The organism is Actinosynnema mirum DSM 43827 (genome assembly GCF_000023245.1).
Taxonomy (GTDB): domain Bacteria; phylum Actinomycetota; class Actinomycetes; order Mycobacteriales; family Pseudonocardiaceae; genus Actinosynnema; species Actinosynnema mirum.
In genome coordinates this window covers 7,411,925-7,425,592 of the sequence record NC_013093.1, presented here as the reverse complement: position 1 = coordinate 7,425,592, position 13,668 = coordinate 7,411,925, and the positions used below count along the sequence as shown (strand labels likewise).

Here is a 13,668-nt window from a genome sequence, read left to right as displayed (position 1 = left end):
CATCCTCCCACCGGGGGGTCAGCGCCAGAACAGGAAGGTGCTCTGCCCGAAGTAGGCGAGCACCGCGTCCCCGCCGACCAGCCCGAACACCCAGTAGGCGAGGTCGAAGAACGGCCGGGCGAGCGCGGGCAGACCGATCAGGACGGCGAACAGCGCCAGCGGGGCCCACGGGCGGGCCTTCGCGCCGAACGCGCGCACGTTCGGCGGCAGCCACGGTTCGATCGCGCCCCAGCCGTCGAGGCCGGGGATGGGCAGGATGTTCAGGGTGAACGCGAGCACCTGGAGCAGCGCCAGGTAGGACAGGGCGGCGGCCAGGGGCAGCGGCGGGCCGAACAGCACCACGGACAGCGCGAGCAGCAGGCCGAGCACCAGGTTGCTCAGCGGGCCCGCCAGCGACACCCACGACTCGACCCGCCGCGAGCGCAGCGCGTAGTGGTTGATCCACACCGCGCCGCCGGGCAGCGGGATGCCGCCGAAGGCGAGCAGCAGCAGCGGCAGGACCAGGCTCAGCACCGGGTCGGTGTAGCGGCGGATGTCCAGCGTCAGGTAGCCCTTGTCGCGGACCTCGAAGTCACCGCCCTTGTAGGCGACCATGGCGTGGCCGAACTCGTGCAGGCACAGCGACACCGCCCAACCGCCCAGGACGAGCAGCACGGTGCCCGCGGTGACCGCGATCTCTGAATCGAACACGGTGAGCACTGCCCCCGCCACAGTCGCGGCTAGGAGACCGAGGAACAGTGGGCTGGGTCGCACTGCGGAACTCTTCACGGGTCCAGTGTGCCGTGACCCCCGGGTAGTCCGTGGGCCATCCGCGCAGGGCTTATCGCACGGAGCAGCCCGACAATCACCGTCTGTGCTGCTAGTCAAGCTTTTTGCCGCCGAACGCGCGAATATCCCCCGTCTTGTGTACTCGGCTTGACCGGGTGTTGTGACACAGGTGTAATCACATCGGTGTCATTCGACGTTGTGGGGACGGCGAGTGGTGTCCGCCAACCGGGGAGAGCGGAAGGCGAGGAGGCGGACGGTTGCAGGAATTCGACGGGGGTCGGGTTGACGGGGTCGACGGGCAGGCGCGTGAGCTTGTGGTGATCGGCGGTTCGTTCGACCCGGCAGACGAGCAGGACTGGCAGGAGCGCGCCCTGTGCGCGCAGACCGACCCGGAGGCGTTCTTCCCCGAGAAGGGGGGATCGACCAGGGAGGCGAAGCGCATCTGCCTGGGGTGCGAGGTGCGCTCCGAGTGCTTGGAGTACGCGCTGGCTCACGACGAGCGCTTCGGCATCTGGGGCGGCCTGTCCGAGCGCGAGCGGAGGAAGCTCAAGAAGCGCGCCGTGTGATCTTGGGGTCCGGGGGCTTCGCGACGCGAAGTTGTCCCCCGGAGGGGTGAAATCTGGGCTGGTCTTCGGCGTTGTGACGTGGAGGGTCGGTGTCGTTCGGGTACTCGGTGTGACTGGCGGTGACGCTTCGGCGTCACCTGGTGGTGTGCCGAGGTGGGCGCGGTGCCCTAGCGTTGATCGTCCAGACCTGGTCGGGACGAACGGGGGCCTGCGCGGTGACCCACGGCACCCCTGCTCCGCGCACCGCGCCGGTGCTGGCCGTGCTGGTGTGCCATGACGGTGAGCGCTGGCTGGGGGAGGCCCTGGCCGCGCTGCACGCCCAGCGACCCGCGCCCAGGCACGTCCTGGCCGTGGACACCGGCTCGCGCGACGGCACGGCGGCTTTGCTGGCCGCCGCGTCGGCGGGGGCCGGGGGCGTGCCGTCCAGCGGTGTGCCCTCCGGAGTCGTGCCTGCCGGGGCCGCTCCTTCGTCCGCACCTCCCGCGTCCGCACCTCCCGCGTCTACGACTGCGCTGGTCGGGGCTGCGGTGGTCAAGGCTGCGGCGTCCGGGGGCGCCGGGATGCTCCGCGCCGGGCCGCTCCGCGCCGGGCTGCTCAGCGGTGTGCTGACCCTGCCCAGGTCCACCGGTTTCGCGGAGGCGGTACACGCCGCCGTGGCGCACGCCGAGGAGCGCTGGGGCGATCCGGGCGCGTGGGTGTGGGTGCTGCACGACGACAGCGCGCCCGAACCCGGCTGCCTGGCCGCGCTGCTCGCGACCGCCGAGATCGCCCCGTCCTCGGCCGTGCTGGGGCCGCTGGTGGTGGACTGGGCCGATCCGAGGGTGGTGGTCGAGGCCGGGCTGTCGACCGACGCGTCGGGCCAGCGCCAGACCGGTGTGGGCCGGGGCGAGCCGGTGGGCGCGTTCGAGCGGACCTCGGAGGCGCTGGCGGTCGGGTCGGCGGGATCGCTGGTGCGCCGGTCGGCGTGGACCGGGCTGGGCGGCTACGACCGCGCGTTCGGCCTGGTGGGGGAGGATGTCGACCTGGGCTGGCGCGCCAACCTGGCGGGCCACTCGGTGCTGCTGGCGCCTGCGGCCCGCCTGCGCCACGCCAGGGCCCTGACCACCGGCGAGAGACTCCTGGAACCGGACGGCCCCGGTGTCGGCGACCGGCCGAGACCACCGGGAACGCCCCTCGCTGGTGCTGGTGCTGGTGCGCAAGGCGCGGCGCTACCAAGCCGAAAGGCGCGCTTCGCCCTGCGCGCGACCGAGCGAACGCACGGAATGCGCGTCCTCCTGATCAACTCCAGCCCCACCGCGTTCGTCCTCGGCCTCCCGCGCCTGACCGCGCTCTCCCTCCTGCGCGCCACGGGCCTGCTCCTGCTCCGCCGCCTCCCGGACGCCCGAGCCGAACTGACCGCCCTCCACCACCTGCTCACCGGTCGCGCGGCTCTGCGCGCAGCCCGAGCCGCCCGCCCCCACCGGGCGGCCCTCCCCGGCCTCCTGACCAGCCGGACCACCCGCCTCCGCAACACCGCCCGAGCCATCGCGACCCACCTGGTCCGCCGCAGGATCGAGGCCGACGCAGCCCTGGGCAAACTCCCCGCCCCGCCCACCACCGCCCCGCCCACCACCGCCCCGCCCCACGCTCCCGAATCCGAGGACCTCCCCAGACGCGTGGGCCCGGACGCACTCCCCGCAGGCGCCCTGCCCCGCCGCAGACCGGTCCGCACCACCGGCGGCCTGCGCAAACCCGCCACAGCAGTCCTCCTGCCCGCCCCGAACCCCACCTCCCTCCCAGTCCCGCCCGCCGCCTCCACTCCGCCCCCAGCGTCGGAAGCAACCACCCCCACCCCGCTCCGCCCGTCCCCGGTGCCGAGGGGCACCCCTCTCCCACCCCCGTTGCCCCGCGCGGTGTTCGTCGAGGTCGACCGGGCGACCGTGCTGCGCTCGGTCCTGCTCGGCCCGCCGCTCCTCCTGGCGCTGGGCCTGGTCCTGTTCGCGCTGGTCGCCAACTCCGGCCGCCTGGGCCTCGACCTCGCGGGTGGCCGTCTCCTGCCCGTCCCCGCGCTGGCCGACCTGTGGTCCGCGTACCTGTCGCCGTGGCACCCGGTGTCCGGCGGCACCACCGCGCCCGCCCCCGCCGCTCTGGCCGTCCTGGGCACGGCCGGAGCCCTCCTGGGCGGTCCGGCGGCGGCCACCGCGCTGCTCCTCCTCGGCGACGCCCCGCTCGCCGGTCTGGCCGCCTACGCCGCGACCAGGCGCGCCCCCGTTCCCCGCCCGGTCAGAGCCCTCCTGGCGGCCTGCTACGCCCTGCTACCGGCCTCCACCGCAGCAGTGGCCCAAGGTCGCCTGGACGTGGTGGTCGTGCACGTCCTGCTACCACCCGTGCTGGCCGGTGTGGCCGCCGTCCTGCGCGGTGGCACCGGTCCGGCCTGGTTGCCGGTCGCGTCCGGGACGGCGCTGGGCCTCGCCGCGCTCGGCGCGTTCTCGCCGCTGGTCCACGCGCTGGTGGCGCTGGCCGCGCTGATCGGCTTCGTGGCCGTGCCCGCCCTGATCGGCGACGGCAGGAGGCGGATGGCCGGTCTGTTCGCCATCGTCCTGCTCCCCATGGCGCTGCTGCTCCCGTGGCCCGCCGTGGTCGTGGAGAACCCGGTGGTGCTGCTGCACGGCGTAGGCGCTCACCAACCCACCCCACCCGTCTCGGTGACGGATCTGCTCGCGCTGACCCCAGGCGGTGACGGCGCGCTCCCGTGGGCGGGCGCGCTTCTCCTGCCCGCCGCCCTGATCGCCGCGCTGCTGCGCCCAACGCGCGCGATGCTGCCGGGCGCGGCGGCGGTCGTGCTGGCAGGGTTCGCCGCGGTGGCCCTGATCGCGTTCCCGGTCACCCCGATGGGTGGCGGCGACGCCCACACGGGCTGGACCGGCGCCCCCCTGGTCCTGGCGGGCTGGGGTCTGGTCCACGTGCTGCTGGCCGCCTGCCACCACCCCGCCACCGCGCGACCGGGCCAGGTCGCGCCGCCCGCAGCTCAAGCCGGGCCGCCGCACGCTCCCCGCGCCGGATCGCCCCGCGTTCCCCGCGCCGAACCGCTGCGCGTCGCCCGCGCCGAACCGCTGCGCGTCGCCCGCGCTGAACCGCTGCGCGTCGCCCGCGCTGAACCGCTGCGCGTCGCCCGCGCTGAACCGCTGCGCGTCGCCCGCGCTGAACCGCTGCGCGTCGCCCGCGCTGAACCGCCGCGCGTTCCCCAAGCCGGGCTGCCCCGCGTTCCCCGTGCCAAGCCGCCGCACGTCCCCCGCGCCGAGTTGCCGAAGCTGCTCCCCGCAGCCGCGCTGATCGTCCTGCTCCTGGTCCTGGCCCCGGCCGGAATCCTCGGTCTGCGCGACGGCCCGCTGCGTGCCGACCCCGTCCGCCTGCCGTCCACCCTGGCCGTCGAGCTGCCCGCCACGAACCGCTCGGTGCTGGTCCTGGGCGAACCGACCAGGCAGGTCGCGGGCAGGCTCCCGGCGTTCGGCGACGACGACACCCCGCCGACCCCGTCCAGCCCGGTCCGCCTGGAGCGCTGGACCCGCGACCTGACCGGCGGCGACCAGCGGCGCACCCGGACCGCGCTCGCGCAGGCGGCGGCGTCCGGCGTGTCGTTCGTGGTGCCGCGCGACCGCGCCGAGGCCGACCGGATGCGCGCGGCGGCGGGCGACCTGCTCACCACCACCCAACCGCTCTCGGACGGCCGACCGGTGCTGCGGGTGCTGCTCACCGGCGGCACCGCCGTCCTGCTGTCCCCGGAACTGGCCAGAACCGCCCGAACCGGCGGCGACCCACCCGCCGACCAGGGCGCACCCGGCGTCGTGCCGGTGGCGGCCGACCTGCCCAACGCGGGCGCACGGGTCTCGGACGGCCCGGCAGGGCGCGTGCTCGTCCTGGCGGCAGAGGAGGAACCGGGCTGGCGGGCGACCGCGGACGGCAGACCGGTCCCGGTGCTGCGCGCGTGGGGCCACCTGGTGGCCGTGCCGGTGCCCGCGCAGGCGGCGGACGTGCGCGTGGAGGCGCCGACCCTGCTCCGCGAACTGCTCCTGCTGACCCAGGCCGCCGCCGTCCTGGTCACGCTGCTCACCGCGCTCCCCACCCGCCGCCGCTGACCGGCAACCGCTTGCCGCGCACAATCGGGCAAGCGCTTGCCACCCGCCCCGCAGCCCTGGACCTGCCCGCGCCTCCAGGACTCGCCCGCGCCCCCCCAGAACCCGCCCGCAGCCTTGGCGCCTGATGCAGTTCCCCGCACCCCCGGAAAGGGTGCTTGTCCATCGCCGGATTCCCCAGCGCGGCCCAGATTGCACGCGCAGGTCCCACCGGTCAGTCGGGAGCGTTTTTCGCGTCCACCGCGAAAGCCGCCGAACGGCCGCACCGGTGATCAACTCCAGAAGCAGCCCCCGAAATCAATCCAACCGGCTTGGACTGACAACTCGGGGCGGTGCAAGCGTTTGCTCGCGGGTTTTCCACAACTGGAACTTCTCGGTCGGGTGAAGCATTCGGGTGAAAACGGTGAGCGGTTTCCCGTGGGCGCTTCGGGAATCAGGTTCGGGTTCCCGTTGCGGGAGCGCGGAAGCCGAAGTGATCGAGAGCGGCGAGAACAGCCCCGCCGCCGACTACTCCCCGTCGATCACGTCCGGGTCCAGCCCCAGGTAGTTCGCCACCTGCTCCACCAGCACGTCGTGCACCAGGTCCGCCAGGTCGGCCCCGTCCTTCGCCCGCGCCTCCAACGGCCGCCGGTACAGCACGATCCGGGCCCTCCGGTCCTGGCCCGGCTGCATCAGCCGCGCCAGCGGGACGTTCCCGTCCTCCACCACGTCGTCGTCCTCGCCGGACGTCGACGGCGCCACGTCGGGGACGTCGTCCACCGCGACGTCCAGCTGGGTCAGCTCCGTGCGCCACCTGGCCTCGATCGGCTCCAGCGCCTCCAGCACCACGGCGTCGAACCGCTCCGCCCTGCTGCGGGCCGCGGGCATCGTGGCCGGGTACAGCGGACCGCGCAGCCCTCGCCCGTGGCGGTCGCGCCTGCGCCGCCGAGGAGGACCCTGCCGCCGTGAACCCCGAGCCATCACCACGCCCCAAGACTAGTCAGCCCGTTCACCCCTTCGGCGGCCAGTGCCCCGACCTGCGAAGTTGGCTCGGCCAACGCACCCGTCGGTGAAACACCGAGGGCAATCCAACACAGCCGCCCCGCGACGCGATATCGTGCCCGCCGTGCGGAGCGTGAGACGGTGCTCTCGAACCGGGTGCGCGAACCCGGCAGTCGCCACGCTCACGTACGCCTACGCGGATTCGACGGCGGTCGTGGGCCCGCTGGCGACCTCGTCGGAGCCGCACAGCTACGACCTGTGCGAGGAGCACGCCCTGCGCCTCACCGCGCCGCGCGGCTGGGAGGTCGTGCGCTACCAGGGCGAGTTCGCGCCCCCCGAACCCACCGTCGACGACCTCACCGCGCTCGCCGAGGCCGTCCGGGAGGCGGGCCGGGTCGACCGTTCGCCGCAACCCCCCGAGGTGCCGCTCGGCACTATCAGGCGCGGCCACCTGCGCGTTCTGCCCGACCCGCGCGAAGACTGAGGCGACCCGGCGCGACGACGCCCCGCGCGCCGGTAGGCTGCTGACCGCAGTGTCAAGAGCTGATCTGGGAGTGTGGGCGTGCGCGATCTGTCCGGCATCGTCAAGGCCTACGACATCCGTGGTGTCGTGGGCGAGCAGCTCGACGTCGACGTGGTTCGCGACTTCGGCGCGGCCTTCGCGCGCCTGGTCGGCGGTCCGGCCATCGTGATCGGCCACGACATGCGCGACTCGTCCCCCGGCCTCGCCGCCGCCTTCGCCGAGGGCGTCACGAAGCAGGGCGTCGACGTGATCAGCATCGGTCTGGCCAGCACCGACATGCTGTACTTCGCCTCCGGCAAGCTCGACCTGCCCGGTGCGATGTTCACCGCCAGCCACAACCCGGCCAAGTACAACGGCATCAAGCTCTGCCGCGCGGGCGCCGCCCCGGTCGGCCAGGACACCGGCCTGACGCAGATCCGCGAGGACGCGGAGCAGGGCGTGGCCGACGCCGAGGGCGTCGCCCCCGGCACGCTGTCCGAGCGCGACATGCTCACCGAGTACGCCGCCTACCTGCGCGAGCTGGTCGACCTGCGGACCATCCGCCCGCTGAAGGTCGTCGTGGACGCGGGCAACGGCATGGGCGGCCACACCGTCCCGGTCGTGTTCGACGGCCTGCCGATCGACGTCGTCCCGATGTACTTCGAGCTGGACGGCAACTTCCCGAACCACGAGGCCAACCCGCTCGACCCGAAGAACATCGTCGACCTGCAGGCCAAGGTCCGCGAGGTCGGCGCCGACGCGGGCCTGGCCTTCGACGGCGACGCCGACCGCTGCTTCGTCGTGGACGAGCGCGGCGAGCCCGTCTCGCCCAGCGCGATCACCGCCCTGGTCGCCTCGCGCGAACTGGCCAAGGACCCCGGCGGCACGATCATCCACAACCTGATCACCTCGCGCGCCGTGCCCGAGATCGTCCGCGAGAACGGCGGCACGCCCGTGCGCACCCGCGTGGGCCACTCGTTCATCAAGCAGGAGATGGCCACCACCGGCGCCATCTTCGGCGGCGAGCACTCGGCCCACTACTACTTCCGCGACTTCTGGCGCGCCGACACCGGGATGCTCGCCGCGATGCACGTGCTGGCCGCGCTCGGCGAGCAGGACGGCGCCCTGTCCGCCCTCACCGCGGACTACGAGCGGTACGCCGCCTCGGGTGAGATCAACTCGACGGTCGCCGACCAGGCGGGCAGGCTTGCCGCGATCAAGGCCGAGTTCGGCGCCCGCGAGGGCGTGGAGCTGGACGAGCTGGACGGTCTCACCGTCTCGCTGCCCGACGGCTCCTGGTTCAACCTGAGGGCGTCGAACACCGAGCCGCTGCTGCGCCTGAACGTCGAGGCGGCCGACGCCGCCTCGGTCGCCGCGCTGAGCGACGAGGTGCTGGCCATCGTCCGCGCCTGAGGCGCCGGACAGCACGAGGAGGAACTGGTGCAACTCGACCCGCGGCTGCTCGAAGTACTCGCTTGCCCGTGCCCCGAGCACGCTCCGCTGCGGCAGGGGACCGGCCCCGACCCGGCTCTGGAGTACCTGACCTGCACGGCGTGCGGCAGGACCTACCGGGTGGAGGACGGCATCCCGGTGCTGCTGCTCGGCGAAGCCGTCGAGCCGGCAGCGGGGTGAGCACCCGTGCTCGACGACACACTGCTGGACGACCAGCGCAGGCTCGCCGACGCCGACACCGATGACCTGCTCCGCGCCGCGGCGCGGGCGGGCGCCCAGGTCAGGGCCACCGCCGAGGCGGCGGCCGAGCTGGGCGTCGACCGGGTGATGCGGGAGCGCCCCAGGGCGCTCGTCCTCATCACCCGGCCGGGTGTCGGCCCGGCGGTCGCCAACCTGGTGACCGCCCTGCTGGGCCCACGCTGCCCCGTGCCGGTCGTGGTCTCCGACGAGGCCCCCGGCTGGGTCGGCGCGCTCGACGTGGTCCTCGCGCACACCGAGGACCCCGGCGACCACGTGCTCGCCGAGTCGGTCGACCTGGCGGGCAGGCGCGGCGCCCGCGTGCTGCTGACCGCCGAGCCCGACGGACCCGTCGCGGCCTCGGCGGCCAGGCACGCGCTGCTCGTCCCGCCCAGGGTGCCGGTGCCGCAGGGCTTCGGGTTCGTCCGGGCGTTCGCGGCCTGGTCGTCCGCGCTGAGCGCGCTCGGCCTGCTGGAGGTCGACCTCACCCAGGTCGCCGACGAGCTCGACCGCGAGGCCGAGCGCGACCACCCCGTGCACGAGTCGTTCGTCAACCCGGCCAAGTCGCTCGCGCTGCGCGTCGCCGAGCGCACCCCGCTGCTGTGGGGGCTGGACGACATGGCCACGGCCGTGGCGGGCCACGGCGCGGGCGTCCTCGCCCGCCACGCCGGGCTCGTCTGCGACGTGGCGCCGCACCGGCAGGCGATCACCCGGACCGCGCTGCACCGCAGAGCCGTGCAGGGCACCTCGGGGGCCGACATCTTCGCCGACCCGGACGACGAGCCGGGCGGTCAGGTCAGGGTGCTGCTGCTCGCGGTCCGCCGGGGCCAGCAGGCCGAGCAGGCCAAGCTCGCGGCCGTCCGGTCGCTCGCCGGGGCCGACGTGCTGGAACCGGCGGAGGAGGTGTCCGGCGGGGACGCGGTGTGCTCGGCGCTGCTCGCGCTGAGGTTCGAGCTCGCCTCGCTCTACCTCGGGCTCGCGGCGGGCACCCTCGGGGGGCCGGGCCGCTACGCGTCCGCCGTCTGAGCCCCCGCCGAGCACCGAGCCAGCCTGAGCACCGAGCCAGCCCGAGCACCGACCAGCCGGACGCCGGCGCCAGACCGGCCCCGGTACGAGTAGCCCCTGCCCGAGGGAAGTGGACGTCAAGTGGAACTGCTGCACAACGCGGTGCGCGCGTACGCGTGGGGATCGCGTACCGCCATCGCCGAGATGCTCGGGCGGGAGGTGCCCGCCCCGCACCCCGAGGCGGAGCTGTGGATGGGCGCCCACCCCGGCGACCCGTCCCGCGTCATCGGACCTGACGGGACCCGCCGCAGCCTGCTCGACCTGCTCGCCGAGGACCCGCGCGGCCAGCTCGGCGCGGGCTGCGCCGAGCGCTTCGGCGGCAGGCTGCCGTTCCTGCTGAAGGTCCTCGCCGCCGAGGAGCCGCTGAGCCTGCAGGCCCACCCGTCCGCCGAGCAGGCCGCCTTCGGGTTCGCCGCCGAGGACGCCGCGGGCCTTGCCGTGGACTCGCCGATAAGGAACTACAAGGACCCCTCGGCCAAGCCCGAGCTGATCTGCGCGCTCACCGAGTTCCACGCGCTCGCAGGCTTCCGCGCCCCGGACCGCACGGTCGCGCTGCTCCGCTCGCTCGACGCGCCCGACCTCGCGCCCTACACCGAGCTGCTCGCCGCCCAGCCGGACGGCAGCGGCCTGCGCGCCCTGTTCACCACCCTGATCACCCTGCCGCAGAACTCGCTCGACGGGCTCCTGCCGCAGGTGCTCGACGCGTGCGTGGCCCACGTGAAGGACCGCGGCGAGTTCGACGCCGAGTGCCGCACCGCGCTGGAACTGGGCGAGGCGTACCCCGGCGACGCGGGCGTGCTGGCCGCGCTGCTGCTCAACCGGATCGTCCTGCGCCCCGGCGAGGCCATCTACCTGCCCGCGGGCAACCTGCACGCCTACCTGCACGGCACCGGCGTGGAGATCCTCGCCAACTCGGACAACGTGCTGCGCTGCGGCCTCACGCCCAAGCACGTCGACGTGCCCGAGCTGATGCGCGTGCTCGACTTCAGCAGCGGCGACATGCCCGTGCAGCGCGGCGAGCCCACCCGGCCCGGCCTGTGGGTGTACCGCACCCCGTGCCCCGAGTTCGAGCTGTCCCGCATCGAGCTGGCGGCGGGCGAGAGCGTGGAGGTCGACCACGGCGGGCCGCAGATCGTGCTGTGCGCCGAGGGCTCGGCGACGCTGTCCGTGCACCGGGGCGGCCACGCCGACGTGCTGGAACTGCGCCGGGGCCAGTCCGTGTGGCTGCCCGCCGCCGACCCGGCGCTGCGCGTCGAGGCGACCGAGGACGCCCAGCTGTTCCGCGCTACCCCCGGTGTTCCGTAGAGCTCTCCACTAAGGTCTCACCGTCACTTCACACGACGCGTGGACCACAGGGAGCACAGGGTGTCAGCAGGAGGCGGTACCAAGGCCATCATCGCCGCGTTGGTGGCGAACGCGGGGATCGCGGTGGCCAAGTTCGTCGGCTTCCTCGTCACGGGGTCGTCGTCGATGCTCGCCGAGTCGGTGCACTCGGTGGCCGACACCTCGAACCAGGGGCTGCTGCTGCTGGGGCAGAAGACCTCGCAGCGCAAGGCCACCCAGAACCACCCGTTCGGATTCGGGCGTGACCGCTACTTCTACTCGTTCGTGGTGGCGCTGCTGCTGTTCACGCTCGGCTCGGTGTTCGCGCTCTACGAGGGCATCCACAAGCTGGAGGCCCACGAGGAGCTGACCTCGCCGATCGTGGCCGTGGTCATCCTGGTGCTGGCCATCGGCCTGGAGAGCTACAGCTTCGCCACCGCCATCAAGGAGTCCAAGGCGATCAAGGGCGACGCCACCTGGTGGGAGTTCATCCGCAAGTCCAAGGTGCCCGAGCTGCCCGTGGTGCTGCTGGAGGACGCGGGCGCGCTGCTCGGCCTCGTCCTGGCGCTGATCGGCGTCGGCCTGAGCACGCTGACCGGCGACCCGGTGTGGGACGCCATCGGCACCATCTGCATCGGCGTGCTGCTCGGCGTGATCGCCGTGATCCTCATCATCGAGATGAAGTCGCTGCTGATCGGCGAGGGCTCCTCCCCGGCTGAGCTCGACCTGATCGTCGACGAGCTGGCGGCGGGCAAGGTGCAGCGGGTCATCCACATCCGCACCCAGTACATCGGCCCCGACGAGCTGCTGGTCGCGGCCAAGATCGCCCTGGACCCCGGTCTGGAGACCGTCGACATCGCGCAGGCCATCAACGACGCCGAGCACCGCGTGCGCAACAAGGTCCCGGCCGCCCGGCTCATCTACCTGGAGCCCGATCTGGACCGCTCCCTGAACGCCTGACCCGAAAGCATTACCCCATTAGGGTGAGTTGCTTGTTTGTCAGCGGGAGAGCAGGGGAAGGGAACGGCCGTGCCGGGCAACGGGTTGTGGCGAACGAAGTCGATCGAGCAGTCGATCGCTGATACGGACGAACCGGACACCAAGCTGCGCAAGGACCTCACCGCCTGGGATCTGACGATCTTCGGCGTGGCCGTGGTGATCGGCGCGGGCATCTTCACCCTCGCCGCCAGCACGGCGGGCAACCTCGCGGGTCCCTCGGTGTCGCTGGCCTTCGTGCTCGCGGCCGTGGCCTGCGCGCTCGCCGCGCTGTGCTACGCCGAGTTCGCCTCCACCGTGCCGGTGGCGGGCAGCGCCTACACGTTCTCGTACGCGACGTTCGGCGAGTTCGCGGCGTGGATCATCGGCTGGGACCTGGTGCTGGAGTTCGCGGTCGGCGCGGCGGCGGTCAGCAAGGGCTGGTCGCAGTACCTCCAGACGGTGCTGGGGCAGTTCGGGCTGGAGCTCAAGACCACGGTGGACGCCGGGTCGGTCGAGGTCGACTGGGGCGCGCTGCTGCTCGTCGCGTTCCTGACCGCGCTGCTGGTCTTCGGCACCAAGATGTCCTCGCGGGTCAGCGCCGTCATCACCGCGATCAAGATCGCGGTGGTGCTGCTGGTCATCGTGCTCGGCATCAGCTACATCAACACCGACAACTACAGCCCGTACATCCCGCCCGCCGAGTCGGGTCCCGAGGTGGCGAGCGGGCTGGACCAGTCGCTGTTCTCCCTGCTCACCGGCTTCGGCGGCAGCACCTACGGCGTGATGGGCCTGCTGGCCGCCGCGTCGCTGCTGTTCTTCGCGTTCATCGGCTTCGACGTGGTCGCCACGACCGCCGAGGAGACCAGGAACCCGCAGCGCGCCGTGCCGCGCGGCATCCTCGGCTCGCTCGCGATCGTGACCGTGCTGTACATCGCGGTCACGCTCGTGATCACCGGCATGGTGCCGTACGACAAGCTCAAGACCCAGCCGGACGGCAGCCGCGCCACCCTGGCGACCGCGTTCGCCGACAACGGCGTGGACTGGGCCGCCACGGTCATCTCCGTCGGCGCGCTGGCCGGCCTCACCACCGTGGTCATGGTGCTGATGCTCGGCCAGACTCGGGTGATCTTCGCGATGTCCCGCGACGGCCTGCTCCCCAGGGGCCTGGCCAAGACCGGGACGCGCGGCACCCCCGTGAAGATCACCATCGGCATCGGCCTGCTGGTCGCCGTCGCCGCGGGCTTCTTCCCGGCGGGCAAGCTGGAGGAGATGGTCAACGTCGGCACGCTCTTCGCGTTCGTGCTGGTGTCGGCCGGTGTGCTGGTGCTGCGCAAGACGCGGCCCGACCTCAAGCGCGGGTTCCGGGTGCCGTGGGTGCCCTTTATCCCGGTCCTGGCGATCCTCGCCTGCCTGTGGCTGATGCTGAACCTGACCGCGCTCACCTGGGTCCGGTTCCTGGTGTGGATGGCGCTCGGCGTCGTCGTGTACTTCGCCTACGGGCGCAGGCACTCCCTGCTCGGCAAGCAGGGGTCGGACGCGCCGGTCGCGAAGCGGGACGAGTAGTCCCCGAGCACTCGGCGGAAGGGCGGTCCCCGGCGGGGGCCGCCCTTCCGGCGTTCCGGGGCCCGATCCGCCGTGGTCAAGCCCCCGTCGCCCATCCGGGGACTCTTCCCGGTGACGGCGA

11 protein-coding genes are annotated in these 13,668 nt (G+C 73.2%); 9 read left to right on the top strand and 2 right to left on the bottom strand.

Features of this window, described 5'->3' with window-relative positions:
• Positions 1–18: 18 nt before the first annotated feature.
• The gene (locus tag AMIR_RS31390) at positions 19–768 is read right to left on the bottom strand and encodes a site-2 protease family protein (protein ID WP_041837156.1); all 750 of its coding nucleotides are present in this window, start codon (positions 766–768) and stop codon (positions 19–21) included.
• 314 nt (positions 769–1,082) lie between these two features.
• Here AMIR_RS31390 and AMIR_RS31385 point away from each other — a divergent pair, with 314 nt between their 5' ends.
• Together AMIR_RS31385 and AMIR_RS42425 are read left to right on the top strand one after the other, a co-directional pair.
• A complete protein-coding gene (locus AMIR_RS31385; protein ID WP_177154679.1) occupies positions 1,083–1,334 on the top strand; it encodes a WhiB family transcriptional regulator in 252 nt (83 codons plus the stop codon).
• A gap of 215 nt (positions 1,335–1,549) precedes the next feature.
• The gene (locus AMIR_RS42425; protein ID WP_015805015.1) at positions 1,550–5,449 is read left to right on the top strand and encodes a glycosyltransferase; all 3,900 of its coding nucleotides are present in this window, start codon (positions 1,550–1,552) and stop codon (positions 5,447–5,449) included.
• A gap of 504 nt (positions 5,450–5,953) precedes the next feature.
• Here the strand turns inward: AMIR_RS42425 and AMIR_RS31375 are convergent.
• A complete protein-coding gene (locus AMIR_RS31375; protein WP_015805014.1) occupies positions 5,954–6,406 on the bottom strand; it encodes a metallopeptidase family protein in 453 nt (150 codons plus the stop codon).
• 145 nt (positions 6,407–6,551) lie between these two features.
• Here AMIR_RS31375 and AMIR_RS31370 point away from each other — a divergent pair, with 145 nt between their 5' ends.
• The 7 genes from AMIR_RS31370 (at position 6,552) to AMIR_RS31340 (ending at position 13,547) form a co-directional block, all read left to right on the top strand.
• Positions 6,552–6,911 (top strand): DUF3499 domain-containing protein, encoded by a 360-nt coding sequence (locus AMIR_RS31370; RefSeq protein WP_084799289.1) that lies wholly within the window; start codon positions 6,552–6,554, stop codon positions 6,909–6,911.
• A 78-nt stretch (positions 6,912–6,989) separates the two neighbouring features.
• Complete coding sequence (locus tag AMIR_RS31365) at positions 6,990–8,342, top strand: phosphomannomutase/phosphoglucomutase (protein ID WP_015805012.1); 1,353 nt, start codon at positions 6,990–6,992, stop codon at positions 8,340–8,342.
• Between the two features lie 27 nt (positions 8,343–8,369).
• Positions 8,370–8,561 (top strand): Trm112 family protein, encoded by a 192-nt coding sequence (locus AMIR_RS31360; protein WP_015805011.1) that lies wholly within the window; start codon positions 8,370–8,372, stop codon positions 8,559–8,561.
• Between the two features lie 6 nt (positions 8,562–8,567).
• The gene (locus tag AMIR_RS31355) at positions 8,568–9,644 is read left to right on the top strand and encodes an SIS domain-containing protein (RefSeq protein WP_015805010.1); all 1,077 of its coding nucleotides are present in this window, start codon (positions 8,568–8,570) and stop codon (positions 9,642–9,644) included.
• A gap of 120 nt (positions 9,645–9,764) precedes the next feature.
• Positions 9,765–10,988, top strand: a complete 1,224-nt coding sequence (gene manA / locus AMIR_RS31350; RefSeq protein ID WP_015805009.1) for a mannose-6-phosphate isomerase, class I — start codon at positions 9,765–9,767, stop codon at positions 10,986–10,988.
• Between the two features lie 60 nt (positions 10,989–11,048).
• On the top strand, positions 11,049–11,966 hold the full coding sequence (locus AMIR_RS31345) for a cation diffusion facilitator family transporter (RefSeq protein WP_015805008.1): 918 nt from the start codon (positions 11,049–11,051) through the stop codon (positions 11,964–11,966).
• Positions 11,967–12,035: 69 nt separating this feature from the next.
• The gene (locus AMIR_RS31340; RefSeq protein ID WP_015805007.1) at positions 12,036–13,547 is read left to right on the top strand and encodes an amino acid permease; all 1,512 of its coding nucleotides are present in this window, start codon (positions 12,036–12,038) and stop codon (positions 13,545–13,547) included.
• Positions 13,548–13,668 lie beyond the last annotated feature (121 nt).